The sequence below is a fragment of the Thalassotalea sp. 1_MG-2023 genome (genome assembly GCF_030546745.1).
In the GTDB taxonomy this organism is placed as follows: Bacteria; Pseudomonadota; Gammaproteobacteria; order Enterobacterales; family Alteromonadaceae; genus Thalassotalea_C.
Genome location: NZ_JAUOPD010000002.1, coordinates 113,248 through 130,652, shown reverse-complemented (window position 1 = coordinate 130,652; position 17,405 = coordinate 113,248). Strand labels below are relative to the sequence as shown.

Annotated in this window: 17 protein-coding genes; 5 read left to right on the top strand and 12 right to left on the bottom strand. The window is 38.0% G+C overall.

Annotated elements, in window-relative coordinates:
• Nucleotides 1-40 precede the first annotated feature (40 nt).
• Complete coding sequence (locus Q4489_RS02115) at nucleotides 41-325, bottom strand: hypothetical protein (protein ID WP_303476424.1); 285 nt, start codon at nucleotides 323-325, stop codon at nucleotides 41-43.
• Between the two features lie 478 nt (nucleotides 326-803).
• Here Q4489_RS02115 and aroQ point away from each other — a divergent pair, with 478 nt between their 5' ends.
• From aroQ to Q4489_RS02095, 4 genes are all read left to right on the top strand, one after another.
• Nucleotides 804-1,262 (top strand): type II 3-dehydroquinate dehydratase, encoded by a 459-nt coding sequence (aroQ, locus tag Q4489_RS02110; protein ID WP_303476799.1) that lies wholly within the window; start codon nucleotides 804-806, stop codon nucleotides 1,260-1,262.
• Nucleotides 1,263-1,306: 44 nt separating this feature from the next.
• The gene (gene accB / locus Q4489_RS02105) at nucleotides 1,307-1,762 is read left to right on the top strand and encodes an acetyl-CoA carboxylase biotin carboxyl carrier protein (RefSeq protein WP_303476422.1); all 456 of its coding nucleotides are present in this window, start codon (nucleotides 1,307-1,309) and stop codon (nucleotides 1,760-1,762) included.
• Nucleotides 1,763-1,787: 25 nt separating this feature from the next.
• Nucleotides 1,788-3,134, top strand: a complete 1,347-nt coding sequence (accC, locus tag Q4489_RS02100; protein ID WP_303476420.1) for an acetyl-CoA carboxylase biotin carboxylase subunit — start codon at nucleotides 1,788-1,790, stop codon at nucleotides 3,132-3,134.
• A 141-nt stretch (nucleotides 3,135-3,275) separates the two neighbouring features.
• Entirely contained in the window at nucleotides 3,276-3,434 is a 159-nt protein-coding gene (locus Q4489_RS02095; RefSeq protein ID WP_303476418.1) for an oxidoreductase-like domain-containing protein, read from the top strand.
• Nucleotide 3,435: 1 nt separating this feature from the next.
• Here the strand turns inward: Q4489_RS02095 and Q4489_RS02090 are convergent, their stop codons facing one another.
• The 8 genes from Q4489_RS02090 to rimK all read right to left on the bottom strand — a co-directional run bounded on the left by Q4489_RS02090 (nucleotide 3,436) and on the right by rimK (nucleotide 12,231).
• On the bottom strand, nucleotides 3,436-5,883 hold the full coding sequence (locus tag Q4489_RS02090) for a DUF748 domain-containing protein (RefSeq protein ID WP_303476416.1): 2,448 nt from the start codon (nucleotides 5,881-5,883) through the stop codon (nucleotides 3,436-3,438).
• Between the two features lie 149 nt (nucleotides 5,884-6,032).
• On the bottom strand, nucleotides 6,033-7,580 hold the full coding sequence (ahpF, locus tag Q4489_RS02085; protein ID WP_303476414.1) for an alkyl hydroperoxide reductase subunit F: 1,548 nt from the start codon (nucleotides 7,578-7,580) through the stop codon (nucleotides 6,033-6,035).
• A 70-nt stretch (nucleotides 7,581-7,650) separates the two neighbouring features.
• Entirely contained in the window at nucleotides 7,651-8,214 is a 564-nt protein-coding gene (gene ahpC / locus Q4489_RS02080; RefSeq protein WP_303476412.1) for an alkyl hydroperoxide reductase subunit C, read from the bottom strand.
• Between the two features lie 276 nt (nucleotides 8,215-8,490).
• Nucleotides 8,491-8,655 carry a YqaE/Pmp3 family membrane protein gene (locus Q4489_RS02075; protein WP_303476410.1) on the bottom strand — a complete coding sequence of 55 codons (165 nt, stop codon included), beginning with the start codon at nucleotides 8,653-8,655 and terminating at the stop codon, nucleotides 8,491-8,493.
• Between the two features lie 296 nt (nucleotides 8,656-8,951).
• Nucleotides 8,952-9,818: a mechanosensitive ion channel family protein gene (locus Q4489_RS02070; RefSeq protein WP_368389580.1), complete on the bottom strand. Its 867-nt coding sequence runs from the start codon at nucleotides 9,816-9,818 to the stop codon at nucleotides 8,952-8,954.
• Complete coding sequence (locus Q4489_RS02065; protein WP_074496399.1) at nucleotides 9,812-10,255, bottom strand: RimK/LysX family protein; 444 nt, start codon at nucleotides 10,253-10,255, stop codon at nucleotides 9,812-9,814. Before Q4489_RS02065 ends, Q4489_RS02070 begins: the two co-directional genes overlap by 7 nt.
• Complete coding sequence (locus Q4489_RS02060; protein WP_303476403.1) at nucleotides 10,252-11,286, bottom strand: succinylglutamate desuccinylase/aspartoacylase family protein; 1,035 nt, start codon at nucleotides 11,284-11,286, stop codon at nucleotides 10,252-10,254. The genes Q4489_RS02065 and Q4489_RS02060 overlap by 4 nt, the downstream gene beginning before the upstream one ends.
• Nucleotides 11,287-11,325: 39 nt before the next feature.
• Nucleotides 11,326-12,231 (bottom strand): 30S ribosomal protein S6--L-glutamate ligase, encoded by a 906-nt coding sequence (gene rimK, locus Q4489_RS02055; RefSeq protein ID WP_303476401.1) that lies wholly within the window; start codon nucleotides 12,229-12,231, stop codon nucleotides 11,326-11,328.
• A gap of 105 nt (nucleotides 12,232-12,336) precedes the next feature.
• On the opposite strand from rimK, the gene Q4489_RS02050 reads away from it, so the two are divergent.
• Complete coding sequence (locus Q4489_RS02050; RefSeq protein ID WP_303476398.1) at nucleotides 12,337-13,179, top strand: LysR family transcriptional regulator; 843 nt, start codon at nucleotides 12,337-12,339, stop codon at nucleotides 13,177-13,179.
• A 102-nt stretch (nucleotides 13,180-13,281) separates the two neighbouring features.
• Here the strand turns inward: Q4489_RS02050 and Q4489_RS02045 are convergent, their stop codons facing one another.
• Genes Q4489_RS02045 through Q4489_RS02035 form a run of 3 tightly spaced genes read right to left on the bottom strand, consistent with a single transcriptional unit; the run spans nucleotide 13,282 to nucleotide 17,280 of the window.
• The gene (locus Q4489_RS02045; protein WP_303476393.1) at nucleotides 13,282-14,169 is read right to left on the bottom strand and encodes a GGDEF domain-containing response regulator; all 888 of its coding nucleotides are present in this window, start codon (nucleotides 14,167-14,169) and stop codon (nucleotides 13,282-13,284) included.
• Complete coding sequence (locus tag Q4489_RS02040; protein ID WP_303476391.1) at nucleotides 14,169-14,582, bottom strand: response regulator; 414 nt, start codon at nucleotides 14,580-14,582, stop codon at nucleotides 14,169-14,171. The genes Q4489_RS02045 and Q4489_RS02040 overlap by 1 nt, the downstream gene beginning before the upstream one ends.
• The gene (locus Q4489_RS02035; protein WP_303476389.1) at nucleotides 14,575-17,280 is read right to left on the bottom strand and encodes a PAS domain-containing sensor histidine kinase; all 2,706 of its coding nucleotides are present in this window, start codon (nucleotides 17,278-17,280) and stop codon (nucleotides 14,575-14,577) included. Before Q4489_RS02035 ends, Q4489_RS02040 begins: the two co-directional genes overlap by 8 nt.
• Between the last annotated feature and the right edge of the window lie 125 nt (nucleotides 17,281-17,405).

The following is a 17,405-nucleotide window of genomic DNA, read 5'->3' as shown; positions in this document are numbered from 1 at the left end:
TCCCTTAAAAATATGGAGGGCTTCTATATGGATAAAGGTTTTATAGGGAAATTTGAATGACATTGACGACATCTTCCTTTGTTACGTTTTCCATGTACCCTAAGGCACCAGGGGTAGTACTGACCGCTTTAATCAATAATTCAGGTGTGGCAACAATAGTGGGAGCAACCCCCAACCCTGAAAAGGTGAGTTTGTTCCAAATTCGGTCTAGCTTATAGGGTAATATATTGAGTTTTTTTTGTGCGAATTTTTGATGTAATGCATGATTGCTCTTCAGCACAAATACTTTAATCGGTGTATTATCCGACCATCTTATTTGACGCATAGTATAAATTCGGCGCAATTGTGCGACTGACAAAGATTTCTGTGAAACTGCCTTATGCGCAATAACTTCTACCCCAAACGTGGCAGAGCTAAAGAAAATCAGGATACAGGCAAGGCTTAATATAATATATCGACTGATGATAATATCCTTATTAGAGAATCCACGTATTTCAAAAAAACGGCGTTATATTTTATGATAAAGCGGCAATCCTGACAATTACCTTCCTACATTTCAACAAGTTAAATGCTTATTCACATTAATAATTCTAGCGTAGTTATTTAAAATCACCAGAAAAAAAATAGAATAAAATAGCACCACAAAGAGATTAGACCAGTATTTTGCTGCGATTGTCGTCGAAAACACTATAATAATCGACAAACCAAGTAAAAGTTTAGTTTTTTATTACAAGCCGTTTCATATTGATTAATTTTATGTAAACATAGGCTTTAAACTGATATTAGCGACATTTTCAATGCAGATGACTACAAAATACCAATTTTTATTGTTAAATGGTCCTAACCTAAATATGTTAGGAAAACGAGAACCCGAAATTTACGGTTCGCTTTCGTTAGCTCAAATCGTTGACGAAATCACCATATCTGCAGAAAAGCTCAATATTAAACTTAACCATGTGCAATCCAATGCAGAGCATGAATTAATTGATGCCATACATCAGGCACATAACGAAGTAGACTTTATACTCATTAACCCTGCTGCGTTTACTCATACAAGTATCGCTATTCGTGATGCATTAGCCGCTGTTGATATTCCTTTTATAGAAATACACTTGTCTAATGTGCATGCACGCGAACCTTTTCGTCATCACTCTTATTTTAGCGATAACGCTGTTGGTGTGATATGTGGCTTAGGCCCGCAGGGATATCAATTCGCATTGTCGGCAGCATGTCGATATTTACAAGACAACAATCGTCAGTAAAGTGCTACTGACAAAATTTATACTCATTTAAGTAAGGTATTTTCATGGATATTCGTAAAATTAAAAAGCTAATAGAACTTGTTGAAGAGTCAGGCATTAACGAAATTGAAATTTCTGAAGGTGAAGAATCAATTCGTATTAATAAAGGTAATACTTATGTTCAATCTGCACCTATGATGCAAGCCGCGCCGGCCGCGCCAGCACCTGCTGCCCCTGCTCCTGCTGCCCCAGCAACAAGTGATGAACCTGCTCCGGCAGCATTAACCGGTCATATTGTTCGCTCACCTATGGTTGGAACATTTTACTCTTCAGCCTCACCAGATGCACCTGCATTTGTCGAAGTAGGCCAACATGTAAACGCTGGCGATACATTATGTATTGTCGAAGCAATGAAAATGATGAACCAAATTGAAGCAGACAAGTCAGGTGTTATTAAAGAAGTCTTAGCGCAAAACGAAGATGCTATTGAATTCGACCAACCGCTATTCATCATTGAATAAGCCCAACATTAATAAGGGTAATTCCATGTTAGATAAAGTTGTTATCGCCAACCGAGGCGAAATTGCGCTAAGAATATTACGCGCATGTAAAGAGCTAGGGATAAAAACCGTCGCTATTCATTCAACAGCGGACAAAAACTTAAAGCATGTTTTATTAGCTGATGAAACCATTTGTATTGGTAAAGCACCTGCGCCTGACAGTTATTTAAATATACCTGCGATTATTACCGCAGCTGAAGTAACCAATGCTGTTGCGATACATCCTGGTTATGGCTTTTTAGCTGAAAATGCTGACTTTGCTGAGCAAGTTGAGAATTCTGGCTTTGCCTTCATTGGTCCAAAAGCGGAAAGTATTCGCATCATGGGCGATAAAGTATCTGCAATACAAGCCATGAAAGCAGCTGGGGTACCTTGTGTGCCTGGTTCTGATGGGCCATTGACCGATGATGATGAGTTAAATAAAGCACACGCAAAGCGCATTGGGTATCCGGTAATTGTTAAAGCTGCCGGCGGCGGCGGTGGCCGAGGTATGCGTGTTGTTCGCAGTGAAGATGAGCTAATTGATTCTATTAGTTTAACCAAAAGAGAAGCTGGCACCATATTTAAAAATGACATGGTTTACATGGAAAAATTCCTTGAAAACCCGCGTCATGTTGAAATACAAATTGTTGCCGACGGTCAAGGTGGTGCAATTCATTTAGGTGAACGAGATTGTTCTATGCAACGCCGCCATCAAAAAGTAGTGGAAGAAGCACCTGCACCAGGTATTACACCAGAAATGCGTGCTAAAATTGGTGAACGTTGTTGTAATGCTTGTATTGAAATTAACTATCGTGGTGCTGGTACCTTTGAATTTCTTTACGAAAATGGCGAATTTTATTTCATCGAAATGAATACTCGTATCCAAGTAGAGCATCCAGTAACAGAAATGATCACTGGTGTTGATTTAATTAAAGAACAACTTCGTGTGGCTGCAGGTTTACCGCTTTCTTGCACACAAGAAGATATAAAAATTGCAGGTCACTCTATTGAGTGTCGGATTAATGCTGAAGATCCACGTACGTTTATTCCTTCACCGGGTAAAATTACCCGTTTTCATCCTCCGGGTGGATTAGGTGTACGTTGGGATTCTCACATTTACGCCGATTATTCGGTTCCACCTCATTACGATTCTATGATCGGCAAGCTGATAACTTGGGGTGATAACCGTGACGTTGCTATTGCTCGTATGCGTAATGCATTAAGTGAATTAGTTGTTGATGGTATTAAAACCAACATTGCATTGCACCAAGATATTTTGAATGATCAGGGTTTTGTTAATGGTGGCGCCAATATTCACTATCTTGAGAAAAAACTTGCTGAAAGCGAATAGCTTGTAAAAAATGTTTAGCAAAGCTCAACACAGCTAAGTATCCAAAGCCTCATATAAATTATGAGGCTTTTTTATTTCTGCGCTTCTCTCGCTGTAGTATCATAGTCACATTGATTAGCAATCTTATTTTGGTTAGCCGTTATGACTGAATCAACGCTATTAGAAAAACCACAACCACCTGCAGACTACGAATGTTGCGACAGTGCCTGCACTCCTTGCGTATGGGATCACTACTACGCAGCGTTAAAGGCTTGGCGCATTCAACAAGCGGAGTTAAAAGCACAACAGCAAGATAGTTAATTTAATCTAGCGAGAAGGTTAATTTCCCTAGTGCTAAGCCAAGATCAATTTCGGTTGAACACGACACTATTCTGTCATGACTAACTTGTTTTTCATCAACAAGGTAATCAATAAACGTTTCTAACCGTTGTTGTCCAAGTTGTCGCACTTGTGCTAATTGTTGCGGAGATAAATTTCCCTTTTGTTGTTCACCTTCAACATCCGCTTTACCAATCACAGGGCATACGGTCATTTGGATATGATCTTTATCGGTTAAAATTTTAGCAACATCATCAGCAAACTTTTGTTGTTTATCAGCTAGCGATACTTGTTTTGCTGAATAGTTTAAGTCATCAACATTAATGGCAAATAACGAATTTCCTGCCATCATAGCAACAGAAACGATATTTGAATAAGGCACAAATGTTTGCATTAAATAATTTCTTGCTCCTCTCTGCAACGCCTTTGTTGTGATCAAAGACACAAAACCTGATAAGCCAAAATTAGGATCATCAAAATGGCCTGTCAGCGGTATATCAATCGTTATATTACCTTTCGAATCGGTTAATTGACCAATTGCTACGTTTAATGGCACTAAATGGTTACTTGTTACTTTTTGTGTTTGACCAATATGCGGTGATAAGGCAATAGCTTTAATATTCGTTGCGACTTTTCCAGCAATGTCATTGTTATCTACAGTGAAATCTATGGTTGCGTTCAGCTGGCCTTGTTTTATTTTGTGGCCAATAATATCTACCACATAAGGTGAAAACTGTGTCAAGTTAACGGTTTTCATTTCCCCTTTAACTTTCATGGTTTTCGCTGGATTAAAAGGCGTTATTTCACCTTCCATTTTTACCATTGACCGTTTGTCTAAATGCCCAAGTAATTCAAAACGTGCAGGCTTGGCATTTTTTTTCGACGATATATCATGAACCACGAATGTTTCCAGTATAATATCTTGAATAACAGGCTCTGATGCCGTGAAATCATGCAATATCACATGAGAGTCTCCAGAAATATCAAGTTTATTAATGGTTAACTCTACTGCGCCTTTCTCATTTTCAGGTGTATTATCATCACCTTCAGTTTTGGCAATAGTTTTATTATCATCTGCCATTGATTGTCCGTTGCCTTCGTCCTTTGGACTCGTTAGCACTATATTTTCAATCCCATTGGTTTTTGTTTTATACAGGCTCACCTTATCAACTTTCGCTGTAATCTCTTCAAAAGTAACCCGTGACGGATCAATGGCCGCGTTGCTGATATCAATTTGATGGAACGTTAGCAACGGCTTTAACTCAACAATATTTTTTGATAACGTTTCTGGCACCTTAGATTTTTGTGAAACTTTACCGTCAGATAACAATAAATTTTGAAACGTCAGTTGAGTGTTTTCTAGCTCGGCTAATTGAATTTCAGAGCCTTGTAAATTAAGCGCTTCAAGTGAAAAAATTAAATCGTCGGTTTCAGGTTGGCGCCATAAAAACTGCTCAATTGAAGCCTGAGAATGCAAGGTACCCTTAAGAGACTGCGTGGGGCTGTCCCATATAACTGAGCTGTCATCAAGATTTAGCTGGAATTTGTTTGCCTTTATAATAGTAGGCTGCTTATTCACCTCAAGAGGTAAACTAAGCCCACTGCCTATTGTCGAAGATTTACCTAGGTTAACGTGCCATTGTTCACCTTTTTGAGTAATTTTTGCCGATAATTCAGTGTTAAACTTACCTTTAGCTGTTTTATATTTTTCAGGTAACCATTGGTTTAAGGCATCAATATTGACACCTGCTTTCATCGCTTCAATATCAAACGAAACCGTATCTGCAGTTTGCTTAAATGATGAATCTAGCGACAATTCTTCACCGTTGAACATACTTTTTAATGAGATATCACCGATAACACCTTTAGCATTTAATAAAGTGTTCGACAGTGTTAGTTCGGCTATTTGCCATTGGTGTACTGTATCCGCTGTCATATCAATATTAAACGATGATACAGTCATATTACTTAGCAACACACTCGACTCTGATGCTGCCGTTTCTTCACTATTACTATTGGTTTGTTTGCTTGGATCCCAGCCGGCAAACGTTAGACTGTTGTTGGACCATTGACCACTTAATGTGCCACCGTCAATGATGCCCTGCTCAACCACAAGGTTGCCTTGTATGAGTTGTCGCCAACGTAAATCCACAGCAATAGAGTCAACCACTAAAAATTGCTTAGATTGGTGAGCCAATGTCAATGATTCTACATGAACCGATAAGGTAAAAGGGTTTAGGCGCACACTTTTCATGTCAGCCGTTAAGGCGCTACTCGGCATGTTTTTATTGACAAAATACGTAATCAGCCCCGCTGTCCCTAATGTTAAGTAGGCGAAAAAAATTGCGAATGCAGCGCTGATACCGATAATAATTTTGTATTTTTTGATCATAAAACTCAGTGTTAATAGGTGAATTAAAATAATACTCATCTGATTACTATTTTATAAATAGCATTAATCAACATGATATAGCAGTTATCATGCTACTTACCTTATTCATTGATATCAACGTGATTCATCGTCTTAAATGAAAAAGCCTACTATCTAAGTAGGCTTTACAAGCTATTGCAGTAAAAAGTTTACTGACGTATTAGGTGATCAAATGCTGAAAGTGCTGCTTTTGCTCCTTCACCCATTGCTACCACTATCTGTTTATAAGGAACAGTTGTTACATCACCACACGCAAATATACCAGGTTCCGAAGTTTGACCTTTTTCATCAATGATCACTTCACCGTGTGGTGTTAATTCCACAATACCTTTAAGAAACTCGCTATTAGGTAACAAGCCTATTTGAACAAAAATGCCCGCTAGGTGCTTTCTATGCACTTGATCTGTCGTTCTATCAAGATAATCAATGGCGACGACCTTTCCATTATCTGCGATAATTTCCTTGGCTGCTGCATTACTGATCAGAGTAATTTTATCATTCGCTTTTGCTTTATCAACCAATAACTTATCGGCTTTAAAATCAGATAAAAACTCAATAACAGTCACATGGTTTACCATGCCAGCTAAATCTAGCGCCGCTTCAATACCTGAATTACCACCACCAACAACAGCAACATCTTTACCCTTAAAGAAAGGCCCATCACAATGTGGACAATAAGCAACACCGTTACCGACATTTTCTTTCTCACCAGGTACTCCAAGTTCCCGCCATTTTGCACCAGTCGCAATAATTAATGCTTTCGTATTAATAACTTCACCGGTTGATAAGGTCAGAGATTTCGTCTTTCCTTTTTCAATGTTATCCACACGAACATGCTCTTTTAGCGTAATATCGTATTCGGTTAGATGGCCATATAGATTTTTCGTTAATTCTGTACCTGTTGTTTGAGGTACTGAAATTAAATTTTCAATTCCTACCGTGTCTTTTACTTGCCCGCCAATACGATCAGCAATCATGGTGACTTTAAGGCCTTTTCGGGCTGCGTAAATTGCAGAAGCCACACCTGCTGGGCCACCGCCTATTACGGTAATATCTTGTAAGGGAAGTGCTTCAGCTTCTGTTACTTGTGAAATGGTTGGAAATTTTTGTAACAACTTATCTAATAACTGAGCCGTATCCACTTTACCATTGGCAAATAATTCACCATTTAAATAAACGCTTGGTACACCTTGTATGCCACGCTCTTCGATCAACGTTTGAAATTCACCGCCATCAATCATCTCGGTGCTAATATTCTCATTAAGTAAAGCGAACTGATTTAACGCTTGCACTACATCCGGGCAATTATGACAGCTTAAACTAATAAACACTTCAAAATGTAAGGGCTGGTCAACATTTTTAACCAAGGTTTGTACATGGTTATCTAGTTTTAATGCTGTGCCTGATGATTGTAATATCGCCAACACTAGCGAATTAAACTCGTGACCAGAAGGTGTGCCAGAAAACTCTATACCGTTACGAATACCATCAACTTCTAATTCAAAAGAAATTGGACTACGTAGGGCGTTATCACGCTCTACTAGCTGCAATTTTTCACTGACTGAAACCAGCTGAGTTAAGAACTCTTTAAGAGCACCACGTTTTTCATGCTCACCCGTTTGTAAAACAAGTGTCACGTCGTTTGTCATTGTCGCGGTGTAAGTTTTTAATGCATTTAAAATATCGTTAGTTAACATTGTTTTACCTTTATTTTATTCAATAGGGTGGTGAAAGGTGAGCACAATTGCCCACCTACATTAATCAGGCTTAAATCTTGCCGACTAAATCTAAGCTAGGCGTTAAGGTTGCTTCACCTTGTTCCCAAGCTGCTGGACAAACCTCGCCGTCGTTTTCACGAACATATTGAGCAGCCTTAACTTTGCGTACCATGTCTTTGGCAGAGCGACCAATGCCTCCCGCATGAATTTCAGCTACTTGAATAATGCCATCAGGATCTGCCAAAAAAGTACCACGATGTGCCATATGATCTTCTTCGATCATCACATCAAAACCGCGCGTTATTTTGCCCGTTTGATCGCCAAGCATTGGAAAGTTAATTTTGCCAATAGCTTCACTTGAGTCATGCCACGCTTTATGTGAAAAGTGCGTGTCGGTTGACACGGCATAGACTTCCACACCCAACTGTTGTAATTCTTCATATTGATTGGCCATATCTTCTAACTCTGTTGGACAAACAAATGTAAAATCTGCTGGGTAAAATAAAAATATCGACCACTTACCTTTAACCGCTTCTGATGATATTTCAGTAAATTCACCATGTTGGAACGCTGTCGCTGTAAATGTTGGGATTGATTGACCAATCTTCGCCATGAGTATTTCCTCTTTTTCTTAAGTTGATGAAGCAAAAGTGCTTCGATGAGGAAATGATAAACAACATGGGTTAATTAGGAAAATTGAATAATTTGATTTTTACATTCAATTTTTTAGAACACTGAAGGTTTCAGTCAGGATCAGTATATACGCAAAAACGCACTGAGATTTAATAAGCATCGAGAACTTTTAAGGAAGGAACAATCAACCCATTCATTTGCAATCAGCTATTAATAGGTAATAACTGATTGCAAATATGCTAATACGTTATTTTTGTTATTCTTTAGTGACTAACCAAACAGCATGAATAACAGCAGGCACCCAGAAAATAAAGCACAGAACGATATTAATCAATAAATCCTGCCCTACGCCTTTTTTCAAAAATACGCCTATCGGTGGTAGTAATACAGCCAAAATTATCAGTACGAGTTTATTCTCCATTTTTACATCCTTATTATTAACCATGTTAAATTAAACTTTATGTTAGCCTATCTATTTACTAGGGTCTGTTGATCTTTCGCGTTTATTTTTGCAGCAGTTAATTGGTATTTAGACAAGGCATTGCGATTAATGTGTGGTTATTCCACATGAAAAAGCAATAACGACGTATAAATAACAAAAAACGCTGCCCTTTGAGTTTAGCTAAACGCTATTTATATAGCTTAACGTTGATACTATTAACTGACAAGGCTATGAAATCTCGCTCAACAAAGTAACTTCTCTTTAGCAAGTCCGTATTATTTCTTTCGGCTAATTTCGATAGCGCCGTCTAGGTGAATATCTCGTTGTGGAAATGCGACTACAATACCGTCTTGATTAAATTCTCGATTTAGGGCGAACCTAATATTACTAGCAACATGTCTTAACCCCCCCTCAACTTGAGAGTTAATCCAAAAGTACACTTCAAACACTAACGCATTGTCACCAAACTCCTGAAAAAAGACTTGTGCCTTAGGAGACTGTAACACCTCCTCTTGTTGATTCGTAACGTCGAGCATAATGCGAGCAACTTGATCACAGTTACTGCCGTATTGTACTCCGACACTGACAGTTCCGCGGATCAATTTATCGCGCAATGTCCAGTTAATAACCGTGTTTTCAAGCAATTTACTGTTGGGGATCAACATATGTACACCATCTACCCGCCGGACTCGGGTAGAACGAGTATTAATTTCTTCAACCACGCCTTTTACACCTTCAACTTCAAGAAAGTCGCCAATGCGAATAGGTTTTTCACCAATTAGTATCCAGCCGCTGATAAAGTTATTTATGATGTTTTGCGCACCAAAACCAAAACCAATAGCAATTGCTCCCGATAAGAACGCAAAAGCTGTGATAGGCACTTTCAAAACAGCTAAAGTCGCAAAGAAAATCGCTACCAATACAATGACATAAAGCACACGCTCAATAAGCTGAATAAAGTTAGGGTCTTTATGCCTCGTTTTAAGTATATTGGCGATCTTACTGATCACCAATTTTGCCACAATCAAGCTGACGATAATCCAAAGGGGTACGGCTAATACCTCAATCACCGTGACAGTTTCTTCATTAAAGGTGAACAATGGGTAGTCTAATAACCGCCTTAAATCACTTAACATTAGCATTCTTCCCCTATATCGGAAGCGACAAATACATTAGCGGCATCAACATAAAAATGTGAGCCTAAGGCTTCTCGTCCTAATAGCATAAGGTAAGTCATGTCGGATCTATCTGTCAGTGTTATTTCAATGTCCCATTCAAAATCACCGAGTTTTGCACCTGTTTTAATCACATAACGTTGCTCACTAATACCATTGGATGATTTTATTTTACGAACATCATGCACGAGGGCTTTACGGCGAACGACCTTTTGAACATTATGTATTTCAGGATGAATATCAAACGCCACCCCCGGTTTATTGCCAATTTTTATTCGTTGAATATTATCAACATGTAATGAAGAGGTTTGTGCACCAGTATCAACCCTTACCGTGAGCTGGTTTATTTCAAGATCTGGCAGGTTTACCGTTTCTAATCGGCCTATTATGATTCTTTCATTCATATTAATGCTTCACTATTATCAATATTACCAATGAGCTCTTCTTCAATGGTATCAATATGGTCAACAACATGTTGATCATCTTCAGAAAAGAACGCAATGTGATACATTGCTTCACCTTCTTGTACTAGCGGGATATTCTGTTTACCAATTATAACACCATCTTTATTCGCTATTACCTGCCCCAACACCTTGCCAAATGGCGAGCCGATATCGGCAAGTACATCGCCTTTTTTCACTTGATCGCCCAACGAATAATGATGCGTTACAATTCCGCTAGCATTGCCTCTCACCCAACCACTATGATTGGCAATAAAGTGATTTTTCTTACGCTTTGCCGTTCGACGTTTTGGCATCATTTTTAAATGCCGCAATATGTTCACAATACCTTTGATACCTGCACGAATTGAAAACTCGTCAAAACGCAAAGCTTCGCCCGCTTCATACAGCAATACTTTAGTATCATTAGCAACCGCAGCTTCCCGTAATGAACCGTCAATAATATTTGAATGCAAAATCACCGGAACACCAAATATTTTAGCCAATTCAAGCGTTTCTTCATCAGCAAGGTCAGCCCTGATCTGAGGTAGGTTAGAACGATGAATAGCCCCAGTATGCAAATCAATACCATAATCGCAGTGGCTAACAATTTCTTTTAGGAAAATGTTGGCCACTCGACCAGCTAATGAACCTTTTGCAGAGCCAGGAAAACAACGATTTAAATCTCGTCTATCAGGCATATAACGACTTTGGTTTACCATGCCATATACATTTACCATTGGAACAGCGATAAAAGTACCGGCACTAATTTTAAAGCCCTTTAGATTAATCAAACGGCGAATAATCTCTACGCCATTTAATTCGTCACCATGTACCGCAGCACTAACAAAAATTGTTGGGCCCGGCTTTTTCCCCCGCACAATATAGACAGGCAGATGAACATCCATATCGGTATATAATTTTGCTACAGGTAAGGCAATATTCTTTATTTCACCTGGCAAAATAACATGATCGCCTATTTTTAGTTCATTCAACGCATCTCTCCTATAAAGATCGTTATGATATAAAAGTACTTAGCCTTTTCCACGCATTCTATTGCTGGTGGTTTTAGCACTTTTTTCAATAAACTCAATTACTTTAGCTGCAACATCTAAGCCCGTCGCCGTTTCTATGCCTTCTAATCCTGGCGATGAATTTACTTCCATTACCATTGGACCATTATGAGAACGTAACAGGTCTACGCCACAAAAATTTAGCCCCATCACTTTGGCTGCATTTAAGGCGGTTAAGCGCTCTTCTTTACTCAACTTGATCACCTCTGCCGAGCCTCCGCGGTGTAAGTTCGATCGAAATTCACCTTCTAAACCTTGACGCTTCATGGCTGCCACAACACGACCACCCACAACTAAACATCGAATATCAGCACCACCAGCTTCTTTGACAAACTCTTGCACTAAAATATTGGCTTTTAAACCCATAAACGCTTCAATAATACTTTCAGCCGCTTTTGCAGTATCAGCCAGCACTACTCCGATCCCTTGCGTACCTTCAAGTAATTTAATGACGAGAGGTGCGCCACCTACATTTTTAATCAAATCTTTGATGTTATCGGCCTTACTGGCAAAGCCTGTTCGTGGTAAGCCAATGCCTTTACGCGACAATAACTGTAAAGAGCGTAATTTGTCACGAGAACGACTAATTGCCACCGATTCATTCACATTGAAGGTGCCCATCATTTCAAATTGCCTAGCAACAGCAGTACCATAAAAAGTTACTGATGCACCTATGCGTGGAATTATCGCATCATATTTTGGTAACTCTTCACCATGGTATCGCACCGTTGGCCGACTACTGGTGATATCCATATAACAATGTAAGGTATCAACGATATCGACTTCGTGTCCTCGTGCTACACACGCCTCTTTTAAACGACGGGTTGAATATAAATTTTGATTTCTCGATAAGATAGCTATTTTCATTTTTTTCACTCTCAATCTATTTGGTGGCAAGATAATTGAAAAAACATGATTATTAAAACGAAATAAAATAAACTGTTTAATAAATAATTCTTATTAAAGCATAGTATGAAACTCGCACTTTTAAGTACTTTTTTAGAAGTTAGTCAAACCTTGCATTTTCGCGTGGCTGCTGAAAACTTATTCATCACTCAAGCAGCGGTGAGTACCCGCATAAAACAGCTTGAACAAGAGCTAGGTGTATTACTTTTTGATCGAACTCATAAACGCCTAACGCTTACAGCAGAAGGCCACCGTTTGATAAAACATGCTAATGACATGATCATTATGTGGCAAAAGCTAAAACAAGATGTTGGCGTTGCACAAGCAAATTCAGCACAATTATTTGTTGGTTCAATGATGTCTATCTGGGATATTGTATTGCAAGACTGGTTACAAAAAATTCATCGGAATTTAGATGATGTGCATTTGATCACACATACCTTCTCGCCGATGGAATTAAGAAAACAAGTGATCAGCCGACTTGTTGATATAGCGTTCTTGTTTGAACCACCCTATGTTGAAGATTTAGTCACTGATAAAGTGAGTAGTGTGCCATTACAATTAGTATCTACTGACAACAATGCCCAGTTAGACACGTTAAATAATATGGTAATGGTCGATTATGGCGAATCAGTAAACGCGCAATTTTTACGTGAATTAGGCGATATGGCCGTTATTAGACACAATATGAGTCAGCCGAGAATCGCTTTGAACTTCATTTTAGAAGCAGGAGGATGTGCATACCTACCCAAACAAATGTGTTTCGAACATTTACGTAAAAACAAATTATTTCTTGTTCCTCAATCACCTGAATATAGTCGCGATATTTACGCAATTTATTTGGCGAAAAGTCATAAAGAATCGCTCATTCAAGATGCATTACAGCTTTTTCCTTACATGCGTACCTAACAACTAGATCACATGATTAATTAGTTTAATAATTATATATTCAGTGTTTGATAAAATATTTTTATTAAACACTGTTTATCTGCCTATAGAGATATAAATTTTTTATTTATTTTCACGCTTTGCTGCGTACATTGCGGCATCTGCTTTTTCGAATACGGTTTGTGTATCCTCACCGTCGATCCCCATAACAGCACCACCAAAACTCATGGTAATATTAAGCTCTAGTAATTTCTCAGTTGGCGAAGCTAATGCATAAACACCACAAAGCTTTTGTTTTTTAGCTTCAATAAACAACGCGAGATCTTGGTGATTATTAATATGGGGGGCAAGAATAACAAATTCGTCACCGCCAATACGCGCAACAGTATCTGATACTCGGTTAAACATACGTAGTCTATCGGCTAATAACTGTAAAATGCGATCACCGACTAAATGACCAAATTCATCATTAATCGGTTTAAAGTTATCTAAATCAATAAAAATTAGTGCGAATTTACTTTGGTAACGAGTATATTCTTCATATTTCTTTTCAACCTGTGCTTCAAAAGCTTCTCGGTTATAAAGCTGTGTTAATTTATCTCGGATGGCTTGCTCTTCTAATGCGGCCTGAAATAAAAATCGTTCTCGAGCAAATAAGATGGTTCGGGTAATTAAAGCACTTGAAAGCTCATCTTTTTTTAGAAAATCTTGCGCACCTAATTGAATCGCTTTAATCGCTAGCCCTTCCTCACTACCTGTTAAAACAATAATAGGGGTTTTCTTAGCGAATGCCTTTATCTTAATTAACGTATCAAGCCCTTGGCTTTCAGGTAGGTTCAGATCAGTAATCAATACGTCAGGCTCTAACAAATTAATTGAATTTGCTAAAGATTCTATCGAACTGAAACATTGCACGTTAAAAATTTGATTCTCAGCATGGTTAAGCTTCTGTTTTATTAAATATTGATCTTCTAAACAGTCTTCTAATAATGCTACAACTATGCGATTCATTAGCTAGCCTTTTCCGAAAAGGCGTTTACTTCGAACCAATATTGCGTCACGTTGTTTAATAGTTTTTGAATACCCAACATTGAATTTGGTTTAAGTAAATAAGATTTAACGCCTAATTCATAGGCGAATTTCATGTCTTTATCACGTGAAGACGTTGTATAAATAATAACAACCATCTGATTAAACTCAGGATGGTTGCTAATTTTTTTCAGCGCTTCAAAGCCGCTTAATTTAGGCATATTTAAATCTAATAAGAACACAGTATTTAACACTGTGTTCTTTTGCACATAATCAATAAACTCTAAACCATTACGTAATACTGTTAGCTCAATATCTAGCGTCACTTGCTGACACGCAAGCTTGAAAAAATAAATATCATCATCGTCGTCTTCAATGAGCACCAATTTACGCATAAAAAGCTCCTTGTTTAGGTAGGTACAAGGTAAACGTTGTGCCTTGGCCTTGCTCACTTTCGCAGTATATTTGCCCTTCATGTACATTGATAATTTGCTGGCAAATTGCAAGACCAATTCCACTACCTTCATATTCGCTATTAGCATGCAGTTTTTTAAACGGTTCAAAAATTGACTTTAAGTAAGGTTCTTCAATACCTATACCGTTATCACGAATGGTAATAATCGTTTCATGATCACTTTCACGTAAGCGTATATCAATAATAGGATCTTGGTCGGTTTTCGCAAATTTTATCGCATTCCCAATGAGATTCTGTAGCACTTGAACAAATAACGTAGGATCTGCCATCATGTTAGCATTGTCAGGCGAAACATGAATCTCAGCGCTACTTTGCTCAATTAAGAATTGCAACCTATCACAGGCAACATTAACCACTTCTTGTAACTGACACTGTTTAATCGCTATTGCTGAGGTATTAATTCTCGATAGTTTTAGAATATCTTTAATCATTGTTTTCATTCGTTCAGCAGCATTAGTAAGGCGGGAAAATTCATATTCAGCCTCTTGGTCATTGGCAATAATAGGTGCTAACCGATTGCTTAATAAACTCGAAAACGCAGTGATCTTCCGTAAAGGTTCCTGTAAATCATGCGAGGCGACAAAAGCAAACCGTTCAAGATATTCATTTGACTCTTTTAGTTTCTGTAATAGCGTTGTTTGTTCTGTAATATCAACAAAAGTGCCTAACATAAGCTCAGGTTGTCCAGATTTATTCCGTTTTACAATGCAATCTACCGAGTAACACCAAACCCAATGTCCCTCTTTGTGTTTGAAGCGGTATGTTAATGGTGCCAACGTTTGCCCTTCATCAGTAATGACATTATTGATATGTGTTTCAACATGTGGAACATCATCAGGATGAAATAATTGCATAAAATCGGCTATCGCATTTATATCATCAATGTTATAACCGAGAATATCGGTGTAACGTTGATTTATTCTAACATTCACGTTGTGAGTGATATCAAACAAATACAATCCACAAACCGTTGAATTTATAATCGTTTCTAGGAAGACTTGATTTTCTTCTAACGCTATTTCACTTTGTTTTCGTGAAGTAATATCAATTGCAGTACCAACTATGGCGGTTACCTTATTATTCTGATCAAAGACTGGATATAGCGTTGCGTTGTACCAAGCACTAACATCATCAAATTTGATATGCTCAACATAATCAAAGGGTTTCTTGCTTTTTACGCAATGTTCGTATCGTTCTCGTATTTTATCTGCCACTGATTGTTTAAAAACGCTTTGCGCTAATTCGGTAAGTGTACGCCCTATGACTGCTGACGGATTAGTACGTGTCCACTGACATGCGGTGTCATTAAATTCTTCAAATTTAAAATCACACTCTGCGGTTATTGAAACCACCCAAACAGCATGGCTCGTTCCATTATAAATAGCATTTAAAAAACCCTCTTTTTCTTGGTATAACTTTTCTAACCGTTTAGTTGGATCAATATTTCGTAATGAACCTGACATCAAGAGCGGCTCACCGTTATTATCAAAGATGCTATTGCCGACACTGACGAACCAACTATACCGTTGGTATTTATCGCGACCTACGTATTCAACAATAAACTGTGTTTTATTGTTAAAGTGAGTTTCAATAGCGTTATTCACTTTATCTTTATAATCAGGGTGAATATGCGAGAGCCAATCATCAAAGCAAGGTGTTGAAACATCTTCTTTACCAATCAATTCCATTAATTTAGGCGAATATTCGACATGATTATTTTTTATATTCCACTCCCAAATGCCATCTTCGGTAGCAGATATTGCTCTTGATAGACGCTGGTGAGACTCAAGTAATTCATTTTTGACTTGCGTAAATTCTGTCAGGTTTTTAAGCGCTATAAGTGTGACAACTTGGCCTTCATATTCGGCTCTATCAAGCGATAATTCTACGGGAACATAATAACCTTTAACCGAGGTTATCCTGCTATTTATCACGAGTTTTTCCTGACCTAATTGCGCATCATCAGACAAATACTGTTGCATCTGCTCTGAGGTATTTTGTTCAAGCTTAACAATATCAAACAATGATAAAGTCGATAAATTGGGTTGAAGATAGTGGGCAAACTCATCTTTAAACGTTTGATTATAAAATACAATATTACTGTCTTTATCAAGCATTAAAGTACTTACAGGAATACTATCAAGAATAAATTTTACTAATTTCTGGTTTGCTAGCTCAGATTCTAAGGCATCAACGGTTGCCTGATTAACATTAAGTTGCTCTTTCACTTCATCAAATTGCGCTACCGTCGGCAGCGTAATAGCAGCTGGCATCAACTTATAGACATAAACCGCTGTAGCAACAGAAACAACCGCTGTCACCGCCTTACTAAGTCCATGATAACCATACACACCATGCCAGATAGTCCAAATACCAAAAATATGGGTGATACCACAACACAATATAAATAGACTGAATAACCAGAAAACGCCTTGAAAACCAATATCTTTCCGTTTTGCTGAAAAAATCATAATAGCAACTGGTAAAGAGAAATAAGCAAAAGCAATAAGAAAATCTGAAATAACATTTGTCCACAAAATATGAGGCTGCCACAAATAGCAATGTCCGTGTGGCATATAGTCCCCGCGAAAAAATGACGAGAGGGTATTTGTTTCCATCGATAAAATCCTAAATATCTGAGCAATAACAACTTAGCAGAAGGGAAATCTTGCTAAATTGAATGATAGGTAACTTAGGTATAGCACATATTCTCTTATGCGGGATTAGTCATTTTTAGTAAGAA